This window comes from Actinotignum sanguinis, assembly GCF_003957255.1.
Lineage (GTDB): Bacteria > Actinomycetota > Actinomycetes > Actinomycetales > Actinomycetaceae > Actinotignum > Actinotignum sanguinis.
In genome coordinates, this window is the sequence record NZ_QDIE01000006.1 from 40,573 (window position 1) to 62,460 (window position 21,888).

A 21,888-nucleotide genomic window follows, 5' to 3' on the forward strand; every position below is an offset into this window, starting at 1 on the left:
GAGCTACTCCTCCCCCAGCGCTTTTTTAATCGCCGCGGCGAGCACCGGGCCAATGCCCGGAACTTCCGTGAGTTCATCGAGGCTAGCCTCCCGGATCCGTTTAACCGAGCCGAGAGCACTCAGTAGTTTCTTTTGCTTAGCCGGCCCCAGCCCCGGAATGGCATCAAGTGCGGAGCGAGTCATCGCCTGACCCCGTTTCTTGCGGTGGAAAGTAATGGCGAAGCGATGCGATTCATCGCGGAGCTGCTGGAGGAGGCGCAACGCCGGTGAGGTGCGCGGGAAGATAACCGGGAATTCCTCGCCTGGGATCCACACTTCTTCCAGACGTTTTGCCAGGCCCACCACCCGCACATCGGCACCCAGCTCATCGACCACCCGCTGGGCGGCGTTGACCTGGGGCAGCCCGCCGTCCACTACGAGGAGGTCGGGGCGGTAGGCAAAACGGCGCGGGGCAGCGGTGGCGGTATGCGCGGCGCCCTCATCTTCCACTCCCCCGGCATCGGCGGCGTGCGCTGCGGCGTCGTTCAAACGGCGCAGCCTCCGGCGCAACACTTCATCCATCGCGGCGGTATCATCCCGAGCACCCTGCCCCTCCGGCCCGCGCACGATGAAATGCCGGTAATCGGAGGTTTTCTTGAGGCCGTCCTCGAATACCACCATCGATCCGACCTGCTGGTGGCCCTGGGTATGGGAAATATCGTAGCCTTCGATGCGCAGCGGAGCGCGGTCTAAATCCAACCCGATGCGCAGCTCTTCCAGGGCTTGGGAACGCACCGTAATATCGGCGGCGCGCGCCAGCTTATTGCGGTCAAAAGCCTGTTTCGCATTCGCGTGTACGGTATCGGCCAGCTGGGCTTTCGGCCCGCGCTGGGGGCGCTTGAGGTGGACCGGACCGCCGCGGCGTTCGGCAAGCCAGCGCTCCAGCCCCGCGCGATCCGAAGGGAAAACCGGTACCCAGATCTCCCCCGGGATGGCCCCGGGTGGCACGTGGTCACGATCATCCACGGAGGTTCCGGCGCGCACGGTGCGATCCCCCTGGGTACCGACTCCACGGTAAGCGTCGTATTCGGGATTTCCGTAAATATGGAGGAGTAGGGCGTTGATAATATCGGCTGGTTCGGTGCCTTCTGTTTCCGTTACCCAGCCGCGCTGCCCGCGGATTCTTCCGCCCCGCACATAAAAAATCTGGACCGAGGCATCAATTTCATCGGATTCCAAGCCGATAATATCGGCGTTAAGATTCGAATCGAACACCACAACATTACGCTCGGTGGCGGTGGTCATCGCCGTGATTTCATCGCGTAGTTTCGCGGCACGTTCAAAATCTTCGACCGCTGCCGCTTTTTTCATGTCCGCGGTGCGGGCACGAATAAAATCACTGCCATCTGATTCCATGAATTTTACGAATTCTTCGGCGACGGCGCGATTCTCCGCGGCACTCACCAGCCCGGCACAGGCACCGTTACACAGCCCAATATGGGTATTGAAACACGGTTTGCCGGTGCGCTGCCCCCGCCGGAATTCCGCATCGGAACACGAACGCATGGTAAAAACGGGCAGCAGAGCATCGAGCACTTTTCGGATCGCCCACACCTTCGTATACGGCCCGAAGTACACGGTGCCTTTGCGGTGTTTTTCCCGGGTGATATAGGCCCGCGGAAACTCCTCCCCCAGCGATACCGCCAGGTAAGGGTAGGACTTATTGTCCCGAAACATAACATTGAAGGGCGGTTCAAATTCCTTAATCCAGGAATATTCCAGGGTGAGGGCCTCAATTTCGCTCCCCACCACCACCCACACCACATTGGTAGCGGTATGCACCATGGTGCGGATACGCGGGATGAGGCGTTCGGGCGGCTGAAAATAGTTCTGGAGTCGGTTGCGCAGATTCTTCGCTTTCCCGACGTAAAGGATGCGCCCTTCCTCGTCCACAAAGCGGTAGACACCCGGGTCCGTAGGGATAGACGACGGCGCCGGGCGATAGCTGCGTGGATCAGCCACGGCTCGTCACCTCCCCTTCTCCTCCAGGAGCGGACGGAGGAACTGCCCGGTATAGGATTCTTGCACCGCGGCGATCTGTTCCGGAGTTCCGGTGGCGACGACGGTGCCCCCGCCGGCGCCTCCTTCCGGCCCCATGTCAATAACCCAATCCGCACATTTAATGACATCGAGATTGTGTTCGATAACAATAACGGTATTGCCTTTATCCACGAGAGATTGCAGTACCAGCAGAAGCTTGCGAATATCCTCAAAATGCAGGCCCGTGGTGGGCTCATCCAGGATATAAACCGTGCGGCCGCTGGAGCGCCGGTGCAGTTCCGAAGCGAGTTTCACGCGCTGCGCTTCCCCGCCGGAGAGCGTGGTAGCCGATTGCCCCAAACGTACGTAGCCGAGACCCACCCGTTCCAACGTGGTGAGATAGCGGGTGATATTCGTGATGGGATCAAAGAATTCCGCAGCTTCGTGAATGGTCATATTAAGAACTTCGGAAACATTCTTCCCGCGGTACTTCACTTCCAGGGTTTCCCGGTTGTACCGGGTACCGTGGCAGACCTCGCAGGGAACATACACGTCGGGAAGGAAGTTCATCTCAATTTTCACGGTGCCATCGCCCTTGCAAGCTTCGCAGCGCCCGCCTTTAACGTTAAAGGAGAAGCGGCCCGGCCCGTAACCGCGCACCTTCGCCTCCTGGGTTTGGGCGAAGAGCTGGCGCACTTTATCCCAGACCCCGGTGTAGGTGGCCGGATTCGAGCGCGGGGTGCGCCCAATCGGCGACTGATCCACGTGCACAACCTTATCCAGGTCCGCGGCCCCGGTGACGTCGCGGTGCCGCCCGGGCACGGTATGGGCACCGTTAAGCTGATTGGCCAAGGAGCGGTACAGAATCTGATTGACGAGGGTAGATTTCCCGGAACCGGAAACCCCGGTCACCGCGATAAAGGTGGAAAGAGGGAAGGACACCTCCACGTTTTTAAGGTTATTTTCCCGTGCGCCCCGCACCGTGATGTTCCGCTCCGGATCAACGGGGCGGCGCTGCTGCGGCGTCGTAATACTGCGTTTTCCGGAAAGGTAAGCACCGGTCACGGACTCTTCGCAAGCGCTGAGACCCGCAACATCCCCGGCGTAGACAACGTGCCCACCAAATTCTCCGGCACCCGGGCCGATATCGATAACGTAATCGGCGGTGCGGATTGTTTCTTCATCGTGTTCGACGACGATAAGGGTATTCCCCAGATCGCGGAGTTTGACAAGAGTGCCGATGAGTTTTTCATTATCGCGCTGGTGCAGGCCGATGGAGGGCTCGTCTAGAACATAGAGCACACCCACGAGCCCGGAACCAATCTGGGTGGCCAGGCGAATCCGCTGGGCTTCGCCACCCGAAAGCGTGGAAGCCCCGCGCGCGAGGGTGAGATACGACAGCCCCACATCCACGAGGAAACCCATCCGCGCCTGGATTTCACGCAATACCTGCGCGGCGATCTGGGCCTGGCGGGCATCGAGTTCCACCGAGTCAAGAAAAGCTTTGGCATCATCGATGGCCAGGGAACACAGCTCGAAAATATTGAGGTTTCCGATGCGTACGGCCAGCACATCCGGCTTGAGGCGCGCGCCGTGGCAGGCCGAGCAGGCAATCTCCCGCATATAGCCTTCGTAGCGTTCCTTCGACCAGCTGGATTCAGTTTCCCCGTGCTTACGTTTCACGTAGCCGAGGACTCCCTCGAATCCGGTGGCATAGGTTTTTTCCCGCCCCCAGCGGTTACGGTACTTGACGGTGACCTTGTAATTATTCCCTTCCAGCAGGGCCTTGCGCGCCTTCTTGGGCAGATCCTGCCAGGGAGTATCCACATCGAAACCGAGTTCTTCCCCCAGGGCTTCCATCTGGCGAGTGAAGAAATCCTGGTGGCCGGTCCACGGAGCAATCGCGCCTTCGCGCAGGGTTTTTTCCGGATGCGGCACCACGAGATCCGGATCCACTTCGAGGGTGGATCCCAGCCCGTCGCAAGCCGGGCAGGCCCCGTAGGGAGCGTTAAAAGAAAAGGTGCGCGGTTCGATTTCTTCCAGGGCGAGGGCGTGCCCATTCGGACAGGAGCGATGTTCGGAAAAACGCCGCGTGCGTTCGTCACCTGCCGCCGCGTCCACGAATTCCACCACCATGAGCCCGGAAGAAAGCCCGAGCGCCTGCTCCACCGAATCGGTAAGACGGCTGCTGATACCTTCGCGCACCACGAGGCGATCAACGACGACGTCGATATTGTGGCGCAGCTTCTTATCGAGGCTGGGCGGGTTATCCAAGCGGATATCTTCACTATCCACCCGAGCGCGGGTGTAGCCGGCCTGGGCGAGATCGGTGAAAACATCAGCGTATTCGCCCTTGCGGTCACGCACGACCGGGGCGAGAATCTGGAAACGGGTGCCTTCCGGGTAGGTGAGGAGCGTATCCACGATTTGCTGGGCGCTTTGAGCGGTGATTTTCGCCCCGCATTCCGGGCAGTACTGCACCCCGGCGCGCGCGTAGAGCAAACGTAGATAATCATAAACTTCCGTGACCGTGCCCACCGTGGAGCGCGGATTACGGTTGGTGGATTTCTGATCGATGGAGACCGCCGGGGAAAGCCCCTCAATAAGATCCACATCCGGTTTATCCATCTGACCGAGGAACATACGGGCATAGGAGCTCAACGACTCCACGTAGCGGCGTTGCCCCTCGGCAAAAATGGTGTCAAAAGCCAGGGAGGATTTACCCGAGCCCGAGAGCCCGGTAAACACAACGAGTTGATCGCGGGGAATATCCACCGTGATATTACGGAGGTTATTTTCCCGTGCGCCCTGAACATGGATAACATCACTCACCCGGCCAAGCTTACACGGTTGAACACAGGTTCGATAACCGGATGGTGCAATGTTCACGCTAGGCTGGTTCCCATGGCAACTAACCGAGCACACAATCGCGGGAATGACCGAGAGCATAAGGGAATCCACCGGGGCGGCCGTCTCCTCCGCTACCGGCCCGATCCCCTGGTAGCCGGAATTATCCTGGCGATGATCGCCGGGCTGCTGATCCCGGCACCCAGTGCCCTGCGGGCGCATCTGGGAACCGTCTCGGACCTCGCGGTTGCCTGCGTATTCCTGGTCTACGGGATGCGGCTGCGCACCCGGGATGTACTGGCCGGGCTGCGCAATATTAAACTGCAGGGCCTGGTGTTCCTGTGCACCTACCTGATTTTTCCGCTGCTCGGTTTCGCCCTGGGCCACCTGGTTGCGCCGATCTTAGGGCCAGCTTTTGCCCTCGGGTTCCTCTACCTGGCACTGCTCCCCTCCACTATCCAGTCCTCGGTGACGATGGTCTCCATCGCCCGCGGAAATGTTGCCGCTGCCGTCACCTCCGCTACGGTCTCCAATATCGCGGGAATTTTCCTCACCCCGCTGCTCGTCCTACTTTTCCTGCACGTGGAGGGCGCTTCGGCCGGATCCATTAATTCGGTCCTCCTCAAGCTGCTCCTCCCCTTTATTATTGGGCAGTGCCTCCAGCCCTGGGTCGGCACGTGGTTCCGCGCTCACCCGCGCCTGGTGCGTACCGTGGATAACACCTCCATTATCCTCATCGTGCTCTCCTCCGTGCTCAATGCCACCGCGGAAGGCGCCTGGGTCGGGGTCACGCTCTGGACGATCCTCGGCCTCCTTGCCCTGTGCTGTGTGCTACTGGCAGCAATGCTATGCGTGACCTGGTGGCTAGGAGGCTTGGCGCGGATGAGTCTGGAAGACCGCATCGTGGTGCTCATGTGCGGTTCGAAGAAATCATTGGCAACGGGGCTCCCGATGGCCAAGGCACTGTTTTCCCCGGCCACGGTTGCCCCGTTGTCCGTCCCGGTGGTTATTTTCCACCAGTTACAAATTTTTGTGTGCGCGATTCTGGCGCGCCGCCTGGCGCGGCGCCTCGCAGATTAGCGCGTTGTGCTTAGCGGGCGCTGTTGCCAGTTGCGCCGTCGTCATCGTTCTTCTCTTTACGCGCAAGGGACCGCGAGCGGAGCAGGGACGCCACCACCGTCACCACGATAATGACAACGATAACAAGCAGTGAGCTCAGCGGCGTGAACTCGAAGAAGCCTGCGGCGATATCGTAATGGTGCAGAGCCTCGAAAATGAGTTTGAAACCGATGAAGGCGAGGATAGCTGCCAGACCGAAGTGCAGGTACACGAGGCGCTCCAGCAGCCCATCCACCAGGAAGAACATCTGCCGCAAGCCCATGAGGGCGAAGGCATTAGCCGCGAAAATAATGAAGGGCTCGGTAGTGAAACCGAAGGAAGCCGGGATGGAATCCAGGGCGAACATAAGATCAATCCCGCCGATGGCAATAATGCATAGCAGCAGCGGGGTGATATAGTGTTTGCCCTCGCGCTTCACGATGTAGTGATCGCCGTGGTAATCCTCGGCCACCGGGAGGGTACGGCGCGCCAGGCGCACGAAGAAATTATCGGCTTCCTCGCCCGTCGGCTCGCTATTCGAGAGACCTTCTTTGACCTGGGAGAACGCGGTCCACAGCAGGAATGCACCGAAGAGGAAGAAAGACCAGGCCAGGGATTCCACAATGACTTTACCCAGCAGAATAAAGAGGAAACGCAGGCACAGCGCGATAACAATGCCCCAGAACAGCACTTTCTGCTGGAGGGCACGGGGCACCGCGAAGGAACCCATAATAATGATGAAGACGAAGATATTATCGACGGAGAGCGAATACTCCACGCCCCAGACGCTGAAGAATTGCAATCCGAAGGTATCCCCGTGGCGCCACCACAGGTATCCGCCCAGGCAAACGGCCAGGAAAATGTAGAAGAGCAGGAAACCTGCCGATTCTTTCATGCTGGGTTCATGCGGTTTACGCACGTGGGATAGCAGATCAAAGGCAAAAATACCGATAACAACGACGAATAGCAGAATCCACTCGGCCATATGGACCGACATCTGCTCGGGTGTGCTCGTAAGCGGGAGCAAACCCGTGGCATATGAAAGCATGCAATACCCTCCGGATGGAATGACCGGAGGTCTCTTCCCACCCGCCGCGCGCCTAGCTGCGGCAGGTCTCCGATCCGGACGACCCGGGTGGGTCTCGTGTTGACGAATCGGTGGTTGACGGGAATACTCCCCTCCACGAGTGCACACTTTACACGATGGAAAGCACCGCCGAGCCGCATTTCATGCGCGGCTCGCGTGCCGAGCGGAGGCGCCTGCGGGTGCTAGCGCGGGGGCTCAGGCGCGTTTCCCGCGCGGGCATTTTACTTTTGCGCCTGCTGGGAATGCCACAACTCGCTTTTTAGGTCTTTGATTTCATCGCGGTAACGCGCCGCGAGCTCAAATTGGAGCTGTTCGGCGGCCGCGTGCATCTGCGCGGTGAGCTCGGTGATGAGCTCACGCAGCTCTTTCCCGCCCTGCGCGCGGGCAATTTCCGCTTCCGAGGCCCGCGCCTGGGCATGCGCGGGCTCTTGGCGATACCCGCCGGCGAGCAGTTGCTCGGTATCCACATCTTCCCGGGCGAGCATATCGGTCACGTCCGCAATCCGTTTGCGCAGCGGTTGCGGATCGATCCCGTGCTCGCGGTTGTAGGCAAGCTGCTTCTCCCGGCGTCGATTCGTTTCATCAATAGCCTGCTGCATATTGGGGGTAATGCTATCTCCGTACATATGCACTTCCCCGGAGACGTTACGGGCCGCGCGCCCGATGGTCTGGATAAGTGAGGTGGTGGAACGCAAAAAGCCCTGCTTATCAGCATCGAGGATGGCCACGAGGGAAACTTCGGGAAGATCCAGTCCCTCACGCAGCAGGTTAATACCCACGAGCACATCGAATTTGCCGAGGCGCAATTCCCGCAGCAGCTCCACGCGGCGCAGGGTATCCACATCCGAATGCAGATACTCCACCCGCACCCCGCGATCCGCCAGGTACGCGGTAAGATCTTCAGCCATTTTCTTCGTGAGAGTAGTGACGAGCACTCGCTCATCACGTTCGGCCCGCACCCGCACTTCCTCGAGGAGGTCATCGATTTGACCTTCGGTGGGCTTGACTTTAATAAGCGGATCCACCAAACCGGTGGGTCGAATAATTTGTTCGACGACGCCGTCCGCTTGCTCAAGTTCATATTTGCCAGGTGTCGCGGATAGGTACACGGTCTGGCCGATGCGATCAAGGAATTCCTCCCATTTGAGAGGGCGGTTATCCATGGCGGAAGGCAGCCGGAAGCCGTACTCCACGAGGGTGCGTTTACGTGACATATCTCCCTCGTACATGGCCCCAATTTGGGGCACCGTCACGTGGGATTCATCAAGGATAAGGAGGAAATCATCGGGGAAGTAATCGAGGAGCGTATTGGGGGCGGTACCCGGCCCGCGCCCGTCAATATGCCGCGAATAGTTCTCAATACCGGAGGTTGTTCCAATATTGCGCATCATCTCAATGTCATAACTGGTGCGCATTTCCAGGCGCTGCGCCTCAAGGAGCTTGTTATGCGCACGCAGATATTCGAGGCGTTCGGCTAGTTCTTCCTCAATGGAACGGATAGCGCGTTCCATCCGCTCGGGCCCGGCCACGTAATGGGAGGCCGGGAACACATGCGCGGTATCGGTGCGTTGAATAACATTCCCGGTGAGCGGGTGGAGCAGCGAGATCCCGTCAATCTCATCACCGAAGAATTCAATGCGGATAGCCAATTCTTCATACACCGGGATGATTTCCACGGTATCGCCCCGCACCCGGAAAGTGCCGCGCGTAAAGGCAATATCGTTGCGGGTGTATTGCATGGAGACGAAGGTGCGCAGCAGCTCGTCGCGATCCAGGTGCTGACCCACGTGGAGTTGCACCATACGATCAACATATTCCTGCGGGGTACCCAGGCCGTAAATGCAGGACACGGAGGCCACTACCACGGTATCCCGCCGGGTGAGGAGCGAATTGGTGGCCGAGTGGCGCAGGCGCTCTACCTCATCGTTAATGGAGGAATCTTTTTCGATAAAGGTATCGGTTTGAGGAACGTAGGCTTCCGGCTGGTAGTAATCGTAATAGGAGACGAAGTATTCCACCGCGTTATTCGGCATAAGCTCACGGAATTCCGCTGCCATTTGCGCGGCCAGGGTTTTATTCGGCTCCATAATAAGCGTGGGGCGCTGTACCTGTTCAATGAGCCAGGCGGTGGTGGCCGATTTTCCGGTGCCGGTGGCTCCCAGCAGCACCACGTCTTTTTCACCGTCGTTAATACGGCGAGTGAGTTCGGTAATCGCGGCGGGCTGATCTCCCGAAGGGCGGTACTCGGAAATAACCTCGAAAGGCTTATCGCTGCGCACAATCTCAGAATCAAGAGCCATAGTGGCGAGCTTACTAGCCTCGCCCGGCTCGCGGTACGAAATACGCCAGCGGCCGGACAGGTACCCGAGGTTATGGTCGAGTTGCTGTCCGGCCGCTGGGCGCCGTCGTTATCCCACGTATTGAGCGTGGCGAGAACCGGCGTTGAGCTACAAACTAGCCGAGGTGCTCCACGGTGGCGTGCAGGGTGAGCGTGGCGCTCTCCCCCGGGGCAAGCTGCGGGGCGCCTTCGCGCACTCGAGTTGCTTCCACGCACACAAAATGCTTCCAGGCATCATCGGGCATATCCGCATTCGCGGCCGAGCCCTTTGTACCCGGGTTCCACACCACCGATTTATCGGATTCTTCCGAGCGCAGGGTGATCTTGCGGTGTCCGCCCGCGTCCACGAGCACGATATCGCCCGCGAAGGGGTAGAAACGATCAACGGTCTGGCCTGCGAGTTCCTCAAAGGGGCCGGCCGGGAGCTGCGCGTTATCGGCAAGGCGATCAATACCGCCTTCCTCGATGCCTTCAATACGAAGGGCCTGCGCATCCACCGCCCAGTAGGCGTGGAGGGCCAGCTCCGGGGTGATCGTTTCGGTGCCGGTATTGGTGGCGTTCAGCCGCACCCAAAAATCGCTGCCCAGGTGCACGGTGTAGCTGAGCTGGAGAGAATCACCTAGCTCACCGCCCAGGGCACTGCCCGCGAGGGTGAAGTTCGCCTCCACCGCGGTGGCATCGCCGCTCACGGATTCGAGGGTCCAGTCCTGGACACGAGCCCAGCCGTGCAGGCCGTTATCCGAAGGCCCGAACCACGGGGCTACCACCGGGATACCGCCCCGGATAGGAGTGCCCTGCGTGAGGCCGGATAGCTCGCTCATGTAGAGGACGTCCTCGAAGCCAGCCGGTTTCCAGGAAGCAACGTGGGCGCCGTAGGGGAAAACGATACCGGATACGGTATCGGTGTTAATCTCCAGCGCGCTCAGGTCCCCACGGGTGACGAGGCTGACGCCGGCGATAGCTTGCTCGGCAAAGGGAATGCTCTGCGTCATGTGTACTCCTTGATTTTCTTTATGTGTGCGATGCGGGCGACCATACCGGCCGCCCGCACCCGCCTACTCATGCTCTAGCCGAAGAACGGCGAGAGGCACATTACGTACGCCAGCGAAACCAGCGAACCGGAGGCGAGCAGGCCGCCCCACGTCTTCAGAGTGTCCTTGATGGACAGATCGAAGTATTCCTTGAAGAGCCAGAAGGAGGCGTCATTAATGTGGGTCATGAAGTTGGAGCCCGCGGCGGTGGCGAGCACGAGCAGCGTGGGATCCACGCCCGCCTGCATGACGCCGGTGGCCGGGTCGATAACAGCCGCACCGATAATGGACGCGGCGGTCATGGCGGACACCACGCCCTGGCCGGTGGCCAGACGGATAAGAACCGTAATGAACCAGGCCATGATGTACGGCGATACCGCGCCCGCGCTCATGAAGCCACCGATGTAATCGCCAATGCCGGAGTCAATAACAACCTGCTTGAAGGCGCCACCGGCACCGATAATCATGACAACGCCGGCGATAATCGACACGGCCTTATTGAACTTGTCCATAACCCATTCGCCCTTGTGCCCGCGCTGAATACCGAAGAGCAACATGGCGAGCACCAGCGCCACGGACATGGCAACCGGGGAGGAACCAAAGAAGTTGAGCCACTGGCCCAGCGTGGATTCTTTATCCACCCAAATATTGGCGATGGTCACGGAGATCATGATGATGGCCGGGCTGAGCGGCACGATGAGGGAAACGAAGAAGGACGGCGGATTGACCGCGGCTTCCTTATCATCCGCATCGCCGGACATGAACTTCGGCACCGGGCGTTCGAGGTTACCGAGCACCTTGGGAAGTAGCACGCCACCCACGATCACCCAGAGGATCGCCATGGGAATACCGAGGAGGTAAACCATGCCGGCGTCCGCGTGATACTGGTCAATGAGCGCCACCGGGCCGGGCTGCGGCGGGAAGATGGAGTGAGCAACCGTGGTGGCACATACGGCGGGAATAGCCAGGCGCAGCCACGGAACCTTCGCTTCTTGAGCAATGGAAATAACGAGCGGAGCGATCATCAAGAAGGCGACTTCGTAGAACATCGCCAGGCCGAAAATAAGACCGATAATGATGACCGCGATACGCACGAAGCGCAGTCCGAACCGGCGGATGAGCCCCGATGCCAGCACGTGAGACGCACCGGAGTCCACCATGAGGCGGCCGATAACTGCACCGAAAACAACGATAATGGCGAGCGAACCCAGCGTAGAACCAAAACCGGTGGTGACGGTCTTGAGGGTTTCCATCGGGCCCATGCCATTGCACAGTGCCACCACAACGGCGGCGAGCAAGAGTGCAAGCATCGAATTCACCTTGAAAACGATGTTGAGCACCAGCATCAACGCAATGCCCACGAGCAGCCAAACAATTGGCATAGCTTTTTAACCTCTCAATTTTTAGGCCCCATCGCCGCGCATCGTTGCTTCGTGGCGACGAGACGTACCATATAGCGAAACGGTCATTTCACTATTTGTAAATGGTACTCCCTCTTACGCTGAGAGTAAACACGGAACGGGTCACGTTTTTACTTGCTTTTACCTTGAGTTTTCTACGACGACGCCGGCGCCTGCGGCGCCACCAGCCAGCGATCCGAGCACTCGGCAACGAGCTTTTCCAGCTCCTCACGTGTTCCTGCATTATGAATCCAGATATGAGCGAGGGCCCTGCGGGCCTCATCATCAGCCTGGGTGCGCATCCTGGCCCGTGCATCCGCTTCGCTCATTCCCCGGCCCCGCAGGTGCTCCAGGCGCTTTTCTTCCGGTGCGGAGACGATTATCACGCAATCGACCTCGCGATCACCGCGAGTTTCTACCAGGAGGGGTACATCGTAGACGGCCAGCTGGTCCGGGTGTGCGCTAGCGAGGATCTCCCGAGCCCGCGCGATAATAGCCGGATGGGTGAGGACTTCGAGCCGGTGGCGGGCCGCCGGGTTGGAGAAGATATGCGCGGCGAGGGCGGCGCGGTTGAGAGCGCCGTCGTCGTTTAAAATACCCGAACCGAAAGCGGTGGCGAGTTGCGCGAGGACTGGACTAGCCGGGGCTGTGACCTCCCGAGCAAGTGCGTCCGCGTCGGCAATAAGCGCGCCGCGCTCACGCAGCACGCGAGTAACCGTGGATTTGCCGGCGCCGATTCCACCGGAGACGGCCACCCGCAGGGCACGCCCGCTGGGATAGGAGAAGGTGCGTAGCTGCTGTGCGCTGGCTCCGCCAACTCTTAATTCTTTCACCATCCCAGCTTAACAATGCGTCCCGCGGAAAGAAAACGCCGCCGGCGCTCCCCCGAAGAGGCACGCCGGCGGCGTTAATAGGTGCTACCAGCGGTAGCGTATGCCTTAGTTGTTGGTCAGCTTCTCGCGCAGGGCCGCGAGAGCTTCATCCGCATCCGAGTCGAGCGAGCCGCTCGGTTCGGAAGTGGAGCTGTAGCTGGCCGGGATATCCGCGGCCGGTTCAGCGGCGGCAGCAGCCTGGGCACCGGCAGCAGCATCGGCTTCAAGCGCGGCAGCAACCTGGGCCTTGTGCGCTTCCCAACGAGCCTGGGCCTGGGCGTATTCGTTCTCCCACGCCTCGCGCTGCGCTTCGTAACCTTCGAGCCATTCGTTCGATTCGGGATCGAAGCCTTCGGGGTACTTGTAATTGCCGTTTTCGTCGTAATCAGCGGCCATGCCGTAGAGCGAAGGATCGAAGTCCTGGGAGTTCGGATCCACGCCTTCGTTGGCCTGCTTGAGGGAAAGCGAAATACGACGGCGATCCAGATCGATATCGATGACCTTGACGAAGACGTCGTCGCCCACCTTGACAACCTCTTCCGGGGTGTCGATGTGGCGCGAAGCCAGTTCGGAGATGTGGACGAGGCCTTCGATGCCGTCCTCCACGCGCACGAAAGCGCCGAAGGGAACGAGCTTGGTCACGCGACCCGGAACGATCTGGCCGATCGCGTGGGTGCGAGCGAAGGACTGCCAGGGATCTTCCTGGGTGGCCTTGAGGGAGAGCGAAACACGCTCGCGGTCCATATCAACATCGAGAACTTCCACGGTGACGGGCTGGCCGACTTCGACAACCTCGGACGGGTGGTCGATGTGCTTCCAGGAAAGTTCGGAAACGTGGACGAGGCCGTCCACACCGCCGAGGTCCACAAAGGCACCGAAGTTGACAATGGAGGACACGAAGCCTTCGCGCACCTGGCCCTTCTGGAGCTGGTGCAGGAATTCGCCACGAGCCTGGGACTGGGATGCTTCCAGCCACGCGCGGCGGGAAAGAACCACGTTATTGCGGTTCTTATCGAGTTCGATGATCTTCGCCTCAAGCTCGCGGCCGATGTAGGGCTGCAGATCGCGCACGCGGCGCATTTCAACGAGCGAAGCAGGAAGGAAGCCGCGCAGTCCGATATCAACAATCAGACCGCCCTTGACGACTTCAATGACAGTGCCGGTAACGACGCCATCAGCTTCCTTGACCTTCTCGATTTCAGCCCAGGCGCGTTCGTACTGCGCGCGCTTCTTCGAGAGGAGGAGGCGGCCTTCCTTGTCTTCCTTCTGGAGGACGAGGGCTTCTACCTGGTCGCCAATTTCGACGACATCATCAGGGTTGACATCGTGCTTGATCGAAAGTTCCTTGGAGGGAATAACACCCTCGGTTTTGTAGCCAATGTCGAGCAACACTTCGTCATGGTCGACCTTGACAACGGTTCCTTCGACGAGGTCACCATCGTTAAAGTACTTGATCGTCTTATCGACGGCGGCAATAAGTTCTTCCTCGGAGCCGATATCGTTGACGGCAATCTCGGGGAGAGTCGAAGACTCGGGGGTGGTATTAGTCATTAACTGATAACTTCCGGACACTATTGTGAATATTTGCTTGGGACCGATGGATATCGGCCAGTGTGGCGGGTGCTCACACCAGTTCTCCATACTACGCGGAAAAGCCTAGCTCATGCAAGGCATCCGGGTCCTGAAGCTACCGAGTGTGAGCGCCCCGATCTAGTGCACGGCTAGGTGCGCATTTAATGCGCGTCTAGTGCGCGGCCTCGCGCCAATTTGGACCGTACCCCACCCCCACCGACAGAGGCACCCGCAGCTGTGCTGCCCCGGCCATTTTTCGGCGCACGATTTCCTCCGCTGCTTCGTGCTCACCGGGCGCCACTTCCAGCACAAGTTCGTCGTGGACTTGGAGGAGGACTCGGCTGCGCAACCCCGCCTCGCGCAGCGCTTCCACCACGGCCACCATCGCGATCTTGATGATATCCGCCGCGCTGCCCTGGATGGGAGCATTGAGAGCCATGCGTTCGGAGGCCTCGCGCAGCTGCCTGTTCGTGGAGCGTAGCTCGGGAAGATAGCGCCGCCGCCCCAGCAGCGTTTGGGTGTATCCATCTTGGCGGGCTTTCGCCACGAGGGAATCGAGGTAATCGCGTACGTTCCCAAAGCGCGCGAAGTAGGCGTCCATGAGTTCTTGAGCATCATGGGCTGAAATATGGAGCTGACGGGAAAGCCCGTAAGCAGAGAGCCCGTAGGCCAGCCCGTAACTCATCGCTTTAATACGGGAACGTTGTTCGCTACTTACTTCGCTTTCGGGGATCCCGAAGACGAGGGATGCTACCGAGGAATGCAGGTCTTCGCCCTCGTTGAAGGCGGTGATCAGCGCTTCATCGCCGGAAAGCGAGGCCATGATCCGCATTTCGATCTGCGAGTAATCCGCGGTCATCAGCGCCGCGTAGCCCTCGGAAGGAATAAAAGCAGAGCGGATCTGGAGACCTTCGGCCGTGCGCGCGTGAATATTTTGAAGATTCGGGTCGGTAGAGGAAAGCCGCCCGGTGGCAGCTACCGCCTGCTGGTAGGTAGTGTGGATTTTTCCGTCCGCCCGGGTATTACGCTGCAAGCCCTCAACGGATTGCCGCAATTTAATGGCATCGCGGTGCTCGAGGAGCGCCCCGAGGAATTGCGTTCCGGCCACGGCTTTATCATCCTCGCGGGGGGCGATGCGCACCGCAAGATCGGCCAGCGCTTCCGCATTCGTGGTGTACCCAGATTTGGTTTTCCGGGTCGTAGGCAAGCCGAGTTCCTCGAAAAGCACCCCCTGTAATTGCTTAGGGCTGGAAAGATTGACTTCGTGGCCGATGGCATCATAAGCGAGCCGGGCCGCGGCTTCCACGCGCCCATCGAAATCTTTTCGCAGTTTTTCGAGGTAAGGAGAATCCACGGCAATGCCGGTGTCCTCCATCTGCGCGAGCGTACGAGCCACGTCCATTTCCAGGTCGAGCAGGGCACCATCCTCGCCGCGCGCGTTCAATTCCCCGAGCAACTTATCGGAGAGCGGGCCGAGGAGTGCGGCGCGCTCGGCCAAAGGATCGGCCTGTCCGTCCAGCCCGGGCAGCACTCCCCCGTCCCCCAAATCAACGCCGAGGTGCCGCAGAGCAAGATCGCCAAGGTCATAACTGCGCTGATCGGGATAGAGAAGATAGGCGCACAGCACGGTATCACGTACGACGCCGCGCAATTCGACGCCCTGCCCCCGCACCCGATGCCAGGCTTCTTTGGCGCCGTGCACCACTTTCGGGGCATCAGATTCCAGCCAGGCACGCACCTGGGCGGTATCGTCGTCGTTCATAGTGTGAGTATCGAGCAGGAGTGCGGCCGTTGCCGTTCCAATCGCCAGTGCCTCCACGCTCCCCGCACCCGGACTAGCCGGGCCCGCCAGTTCAAGCCCGTACACCGGCGCATCGGAGTGCCGGGCGAGCCATTCGCGTACCCCGGACGTGGTGATCTCCAGGCCGGCGAGGCTAAAACCGGCGCTCGCATCGGTTTCGGTGGTTCCGTCACGTGCCGGTAATTCTGCCAGGACGCGCCCGCGTAGAGTGTCAAAATCAAGAGTGTCAAAAAGCTCGTGTAACGCTTCTCGTTCCACTCCGCGCGGGCGGAATTCCTCAAGGTTCTCTCCGATAGGAAGGTCACGCACGAGGGTATTGAGGGAGCGATTCTGGCGAACCTGATCCAGGTGCTCGCGCAAAGAGGTACCAACTTTTCCGCCGATATCATCCGCACGGCTGAGAATGGTATCGAGGTCACCGTAGGTGGCCAGCCATTTCGCCGCGGTTTTCGGGCCGACCCCGGGGACTCCGGGAATATTATCGGCGCCCTCTCCCACGAGTGCAGCCAGGTCAGCATAGCGTTCGGGGCGCACCCCGGTTTTCTTTTCGATGCCGGCCGGGTCTAGAGCCTGCATGGCCGAACGCGGCATGGGATAGAGCACGGTGGTGTGCTCGTCAACGAGCTGGTAAGAGTCTTTGTCACCGGAGGCGATATAGACATCCGCTCCCTCTTCTACCGCGCGACGCGAGAGAGTGGCGATAATATCGTCGGCTTCGTAGTCCTCATAGGTAAGCCAGGTAATGCCGCAGACATCAAGGACGTTTTTAATAACATCGATTTGCCCGGCGAATTCTACCGGTGTGGGGGCCCGGCCTCCCTTATAGTCCGGATAGACGCGGGTGCGGAATGTTCCTCCCGGCAGGTCAAAGGCCACGGCGATGTAATCGGGGTGGTAATCACCAATGATTTTGAGAAGGGTGGAGAGGAAACCGTAAACCGCATTGGTGTACTGCCCGCGATCGGTGAGGAAATTCTCTGCCCGCAGGGCATAGAAGGCGCGGAACGCCATGGAATGGCCGTCAACAAGAAGGAATTTTTTTTCACTCACCCCTCTAGCCTACGCGAGATAGCAAGCAGGCGCCCACCGGAGTTCCGGTGAGCGCCTGGCTGCACGAGTATGGGATGATCAGCGCGAGCTCAGCCGCGCCATGCGTGCACCTGGTGGCTAATTACGCCCGCCTACCTGTTCAATCACAGCATCGGCCACTTCGCGCATGGTAAGGCGCCGATCCATCGAGGTCTTTTGAATCCAGCGGAAAGCTTCCGGTTCGGTCAAGCCCATCTGCGACTCCAGCAAGCCCTTAGCCCGATCCACCCGCTTGCGGGTTTCAAATTGTTCGGCCATGGTGGACACTTCGTTTTCGAGCGCTTCGATTTCCTGATTACGCGAGACCGCGATTTCTACCGCGGGAATGAGATCAGCGGGCGTGGACGGCTTGACCACATAGGCCATCGCTCCGGCGTCCCGTGCGCGCTCCACCAGGTCACGCTGCGAGTAGGCGGTGAGCATGACGATGGCCACGCGGTGTTCTTCCAGAATGCGATCCGCTGCGGTAATGCCGTCCATCCCCGGCATCTTCACATCCATGACAACAAGATCCGGTTCGAGTTCACCGGCTAGTTCAATAGCGGATTCGCCATCGCCAGCTTCCCCGACAACCTCATACCCGGCATCTTCCAGTGTTTCAACGATATCGAGGCGAATGAGAGTTTCATCTTCAACGACAAGAACCCGAATAGCTTCTTTGTTCTCCGCGGATTGCGCCGCTGCGTCCTTGGCCATCATGACCCCTTCGACCGGCATGCCGGATAGATTGAACCAATGTACTGCGTGCGATGTTGCACCTGCATCCACACTGAAGTGTTCTCTGACCTTTGAGAGAATGATGACCGGCAACGGGATTCACGCGCCCCTTACCATACTGGGACTGCGCGGTGCAGAGCAAACACCGGGACAGAGATTCCCAGCGAACTTCAAGGTTATCGCCGCGGTGCTCCCGGAGGGACTCGAACCCTCACGCCTTGCGGCGCTGCATTTTGAGTGCAGTGTGTCTACCAATTCCACCACAGGAGCTTACGCGTGTGCTGACATTACCAGCGGGATCACCAGGATCACCGCGGGTGATTGTGCAAACGCAGAGAATATTTCACCATACCCGCCACCAAATTTCAAATGAGGTGACGCAGAAAGCTGGAATGGGAGCGGGTGCCCGCCCGACCTATGCCGGCAGGCACCCGCTCGCCTTTCCTATGCTAGCCGCGCATCCGGCACGCCTAGCGCAGTTCGCGAGTTTTAGGCAACGCCCGTTTCTTCACCGATCTTGTGAACACGCAGGGTGTTGGTGGATCCGGCTACGCCCGAAGGCATCCCGGCCACGATCACCACGCGGTCACCGACCTGGGCGCGGCCCAGTTCAAGAAGGCGGTCTTCTACCTGCTGCACCATCTCATCCGTGGTGGCAGCGGAGTGATCCACCGTGTAGGTTTCGCTACCCCACAGCACGGCGAGCTGATTGCGCACCTTCTCTGAGGGAGTGAAGTTGATAATGGGCAGGCGGGAACGGTTGCGGGCCACGCGGCGGGCGGTATGCCCGGTTTCCGTAAAGACCACAACGGCCTTGACGCCCAGCGCTTCACCGATGTCCAGCGCGGAGCGGGTGAGAACGCCGTTGCGGGTGCGATGCAGGGAAGAGAGCTGCGGGATCTGCTCCAGGCCGTGTTCCTCCGTGTAGGAAACGATAGAGGCCATGGTCCGCACACATTCGATCGGGTAGAGACCCACCGAGGTTTCCCCGGAAAGCATAACGGCATCCGCACCATCCAAAATGGCGTTGGCGCAGTCAGAGGCCTCAGCGCGGGTAGGCCGCGGGTTCTGGATCATGGATTCGAGAACCTGGGTGGCGAGAATAACCGGCTTGGCGCGCTTGCGGGCCAGCGAAATGGCTTCCTTCTGCACCAGCGGAACCTGCTCGAGAGGCAGTTCCACGCCGAGGTCACCGCGGGCGACCATAATGCCGTCGAAGGCCTGGACAATATCATCCAGGTTGGCAACCGCCTGCGGCTTTTCGATCTTGGCGATAACGGGGAGGCGAATACCCTCTTCGTCCATGATGCGGTGGACATCGTCAATATCCTTGGCATCACGCACGAAGGAAAGTGCGATGAGATCCGCGCCGTAGTTGAGGCCCCAACGCAGGTCCTCTTCGTCCTTTTCGGACATGGCAGGAACGGACACCGCCACGCCGGGAAGATTAATACCCTTGTTATTGGAAACAGGGCCGGGGACCTCCACGCGGGTGACCACGTCAGTGCCGTCCACAACTTCCACAACGCGCACGGAAACCTTGCCGTCGTCAATCAAGAGCACATCACCGGGGTTGCAATCGCCCGCCAAGCCCTTGAAGGTGGTGGAGCAAATATCCTTCGTGCCGGGGATATCGCGGGTGGTAATGGTGAAGGTATCGCCCACGTTCAGCTGGACCGGACCTTCGGCAAAACGGCCGAGGCGGATCTTCGGGCCTTGCAAGTCAACGAGTACCGCAACCGGGGTACCCAGTTCCTTCGCGGCGGCGCGCACATTATCAATGCGCTTTTCGTGTTCTTCATGCGAACCGTGGGAGGCGTTAATACGCGCCACGTTCATGCCGGCTTTAACAAGTTCAAGGATTTGATCGTAGGTATCCGTAGCCGGACCCAACGTACACACAATTCTAGCTCTACGCATGTTTCCTATCTTACCCGAGCGCCCTGTTTCCCCATCGGGACTCAAGGCACTCGTCCTGGTAAATATGCACCGTTATAAGCCCCGCTAGCGGAGCTCATCTTTACGCTAGCGCACGGCTCGCGCAGCGGCGTCACCCGTTCACTGAGCGGTTACCCACGCCCTCGTCGGATTCGCTTGCCACGGCAGCAGCATCACTATCGCGTGCGGCCCCGGGAGTCTCCATTTTTTCGGGCACGACGGCGGCCGCGCCGGCAGCGGCGGCGTCGTTCTGCGACATGCCAGTTCCCTCAGTTTCCGGCTCGGGGCGGGCCCGCAACCACACGTGATCGCGAGAAGAATCACGCAGGTAGGCGCGTCGCAGGATAAAGAGCGCGATGATCCCGCCGAGCAAAACGAGAAGCGATGTCCAAACATTGAGACGCAGACCAGCAACGAGGTGTGCCGGGTCGATACGCAGGTTTTCAATCCACACTCTGCCGAGAGTGTAAGCGATAACATATGCGGCAAAAAGCTGCCCGGCCACGAGGTGGAAGCGTTTTTCCAGGAGAAGGAGTACGACGGCGCCACCTAGGCACCACAGGGATTCATAGAGGAAGGTGGGGTGGAAGAGCTGGTCGGGTGGGAAACCGGCCGGGCGGTGTGCGGCGTCGACTTCCAAACCCCACGGTAGTGCGGTGGGGCCGCCAAAAAGTTCTTGGTTGAAGTAGTTACCCAGGCGGCCGATGGCCTGGGCGATGAGAAGCCCCGGGGCAAGAGCATCCGCGAAAGGCAGGAGCCGGGCGCCGTTGCGGCGGCACCCGATCCAGGCACCTACGCCGCCCAGCGCAACTGCACCCCAGATGCCCAGGCCGCCGCCGCGCAGGTCAAAGACTCGCCACGGATCACGGCCTGGGCCGAAATACAGCTGGTAATCAGTGATCACGTGGTAGAGCCGCCCGCCGATAATCCCGAAAATAACCGCCCATAGCGCGATGGAAAGCGTGACGTCGCGGGTCGCGCCCTTCGCAACGTAGCGCCGTTCCGTCAGGGCATACGCGACGATAATCCCGATGACAATAGCAATCGCGTAGAACTTGATAGAGAGGGAAAATGCGGAGGTCTCGAAAAGCACCCATTCGGAGTGCTCGGGAGCCGGAATAGCTGTTGGTATCATCGTGTCCCTTCTTGTGCGGGGGCATGGGGCGGATGCCCGAGCCCGGGTGCCTGGGCGGTATCTTCGGTCACGCCAACGGCATGGTCGCTCACGTGCGCGATGCGTTCGGCCATGAGCAGCGCGGCCGGATGCCGCCCCGCGGTTGCCATGCGAGCCACAAGCCCGACCGGATCATCGGTTTCGAGGAGGGCCCGCCCTACGATAACGCACCCCGCGCCGTGCCGCGCCGCGGTGAAAACATCTCGGGGACTACGCACCCCGCGTCGCACCACCCGTACGCAGGTGTAGGGCAACTGCTCGAAAAGTTGCGGATAATCTGTGACGGAACGCGAATCTGCGACGACGACGCGCGCCGCGCAGCCAATCGCGCGAGTTATGTCACTTTCGGATTCCACTTCCAGGCAGGGTTCCATGCCGAGGGATCGCGCGCGTTCCACCAGTGCCTCGAGTTCCACATCGGAGAGGATGCGCGGGGTAAGCGACACAGCATCCGCGCCCGCCGCGCGCGCCCGCAAAAGCTGCACGGCGGAGACAGTGACATCGCGGTAGAGAAGCGGGCCCACTCCGATGGCGCGGGCGCGGCGCAGCGCCGGCAGGCCAAGCCCTCCGGGGATAACCGGTGCGGTCACGGAGATAGCAGCCGCTCCCCCGCCGCTCAATGCTTCCGTAAAGGCTTCGATATATTCCGGGGCGGGGGCAGGGTTTCCGTCCAGGCTGCGGATTTCCCCGATGACACCGATGGGACGCTGCGGACTGGGCGTGAGCGCACGGTAGAACTCGCGCGGTGCAGGAGCTGCCTGGACGGCGCGCCGCAGCGCATCGCGCTCCTGGTCCGGGACCTGCCGAGCGGCGGCCCGCACCCGCTGTGCTACCTCATCAATAAACCATGCCACTGTGCCTCCCGCTCTCGGTGAGCTTCGCTCCGCGTGCCGGTTATGACATAG

At 60.0% G+C, this 21,888-nt stretch carries 14 protein-coding genes and 1 tRNA gene; 1 reads left to right on the forward strand and 14 read right to left on the reverse strand.

Translation table 11 applies throughout. From position 1 onward, the window contains the following. Positions 1–3 precede the first annotated feature (3 nt). On the reverse strand, positions 4–2,001 hold the full coding sequence (uvrC, locus tag DDD64_RS02860; protein ID WP_126134935.1) for an excinuclease ABC subunit UvrC: 1,998 nt from the start codon (positions 1,999–2,001) through the stop codon (positions 4–6). 6 nt (positions 2,002–2,007) lie between these two features. After that, positions 2,008–4,851 carry an excinuclease ABC subunit UvrA gene (gene uvrA / locus DDD64_RS02865; protein WP_126134936.1) on the reverse strand — a complete coding sequence of 948 codons (2,844 nt, stop codon included), beginning with the start codon at positions 4,849–4,851 and terminating at the stop codon, positions 2,008–2,010. 72 nt (positions 4,852–4,923) lie between these two features. Between uvrA and DDD64_RS02870 the strand changes: the two genes are divergently transcribed. Continuing rightward, a complete protein-coding gene (locus DDD64_RS02870; protein ID WP_126134937.1) occupies positions 4,924–5,946 on the forward strand; it encodes a bile acid:sodium symporter family protein in 1,023 nt (340 codons plus the stop codon). Positions 5,947–5,956: 10 nt separating this feature from the next. On the opposite strand, the gene DDD64_RS02875 is transcribed toward DDD64_RS02870, so the two are convergent. From DDD64_RS02875 to DDD64_RS02930, 12 genes are all read right to left on the reverse strand, one after another. After that, the gene (locus DDD64_RS02875; RefSeq protein ID WP_164545883.1) at positions 5,957–6,961 is read right to left on the reverse strand and encodes a TerC/Alx family metal homeostasis membrane protein; all 1,005 of its coding nucleotides are present in this window, start codon (positions 6,959–6,961) and stop codon (positions 5,957–5,959) included. A 311-nt stretch (positions 6,962–7,272) separates the two neighbouring features. Beyond that, on the reverse strand, positions 7,273–9,351 hold the full coding sequence (gene uvrB / locus DDD64_RS02880; protein WP_126134939.1) for an excinuclease ABC subunit UvrB: 2,079 nt from the start codon (positions 9,349–9,351) through the stop codon (positions 7,273–7,275). Positions 9,352–9,505: 154 nt separating this feature from the next. Beyond that, positions 9,506–10,381, reverse strand: coding sequence for an aldose epimerase family protein (locus tag DDD64_RS02885; protein WP_126134940.1), 876 nt, complete (start codon positions 10,379–10,381; stop codon positions 9,506–9,508). Between the two features lie 74 nt (positions 10,382–10,455). Beyond that, the gene (locus tag DDD64_RS02890) at positions 10,456–11,802 is read right to left on the reverse strand and encodes a gluconate:H+ symporter (protein ID WP_126134941.1); all 1,347 of its coding nucleotides are present in this window, start codon (positions 11,800–11,802) and stop codon (positions 10,456–10,458) included. A 173-nt stretch (positions 11,803–11,975) separates the two neighbouring features. Beyond that, a complete protein-coding gene (gene coaE / locus DDD64_RS02895) occupies positions 11,976–12,653 on the reverse strand; it encodes a dephospho-CoA kinase (protein ID WP_126134942.1) in 678 nt (225 codons plus the stop codon). Positions 12,654–12,758: 105 nt separating this feature from the next. Continuing rightward, complete coding sequence (rpsA, locus tag DDD64_RS02900; RefSeq protein WP_126134943.1) at positions 12,759–14,243, reverse strand: 30S ribosomal protein S1; 1,485 nt, start codon at positions 14,241–14,243, stop codon at positions 12,759–12,761. Positions 14,244–14,436: 193 nt separating this feature from the next. Continuing rightward, a complete protein-coding gene (gene polA / locus DDD64_RS02905; RefSeq protein WP_126134944.1) occupies positions 14,437–17,115 on the reverse strand; it encodes a DNA polymerase I in 2,679 nt (892 codons plus the stop codon). 117 nt (positions 17,116–17,232) lie between these two features. After that, positions 17,233–17,850 (reverse strand): ANTAR domain-containing response regulator, encoded by a 618-nt coding sequence (locus DDD64_RS02910; RefSeq protein ID WP_126134961.1) that lies wholly within the window; start codon positions 17,848–17,850, stop codon positions 17,233–17,235. 209 nt (positions 17,851–18,059) lie between these two features. Continuing rightward, positions 18,060–18,141: transfer RNA gene (locus DDD64_RS02915), tRNA-Leu, on the reverse strand. Between the two features lie 219 nt (positions 18,142–18,360). Further along, positions 18,361–19,791, reverse strand: a complete 1,431-nt coding sequence (gene pyk, locus DDD64_RS02920; RefSeq protein ID WP_126134945.1) for a pyruvate kinase — start codon at positions 19,789–19,791, stop codon at positions 18,361–18,363. A 130-nt stretch (positions 19,792–19,921) separates the two neighbouring features. Further along, entirely contained in the window at positions 19,922–20,944 is a 1,023-nt protein-coding gene (gene lgt, locus DDD64_RS02925) for a prolipoprotein diacylglyceryl transferase (RefSeq protein ID WP_126134946.1), read from the reverse strand. Continuing rightward, positions 20,941–21,837 carry a beta/alpha barrel domain-containing protein gene (locus DDD64_RS02930; RefSeq protein ID WP_164545885.1) on the reverse strand — a complete coding sequence of 299 codons (897 nt, stop codon included), beginning with the start codon at positions 21,835–21,837 and terminating at the stop codon, positions 20,941–20,943. The genes lgt and DDD64_RS02930 overlap by 4 nt, the downstream gene beginning before the upstream one ends. Between the last annotated feature and the right edge of the window lie 51 nt (positions 21,838–21,888).

Coding starts and splice junctions, on each gene's coding strand:
- uvrB (WP_126134939.1), bottom strand. CDS start 9,351: ATGGCTCTTGATTCTGAGATTGTGCGCAGCGATAAGCCTTTCGAGGTT.
- rpsA (WP_126134943.1), bottom strand. CDS start 14,243: ATGACTAATACCACCCCCGAGTCTTCGACTCTCCCCGAGATTGCCGTC.
- DDD64_RS02910 (WP_126134961.1), bottom strand. CDS start 17,850: ATGGCCAAGGACGCAGCGGCGCAATCCGCGGAGAACAAAGAAGCTATT.
- pyk (WP_126134945.1), bottom strand. CDS start 19,791: ATGCGTAGAGCTAGAATTGTGTGTACGTTGGGTCCGGCTACGGATACC.
- lgt (WP_126134946.1), bottom strand. CDS start 20,944: ATGATACCAACAGCTATTCCGGCTCCCGAGCACTCCGAATGGGTGCTT.
- DDD64_RS02870 (WP_126134937.1), top strand. CDS start 4,924: ATGGCAACTAACCGAGCACACAATCGCGGGAATGACCGAGAGCATAAG.
- DDD64_RS02890 (WP_126134941.1), bottom strand. CDS start 11,802: ATGCCAATTGTTTGGCTGCTCGTGGGCATTGCGTTGATGCTGGTGCTC.
- DDD64_RS02875 (WP_164545883.1), bottom strand. CDS start 6,961: ATGTCGGTCCATATGGCCGAGTGGATTCTGCTATTCGTCGTTGTTATC.
- DDD64_RS02885 (WP_126134940.1), bottom strand. CDS start 10,381: ATGACGCAGAGCATTCCCTTTGCCGAGCAAGCTATCGCCGGCGTCAGC.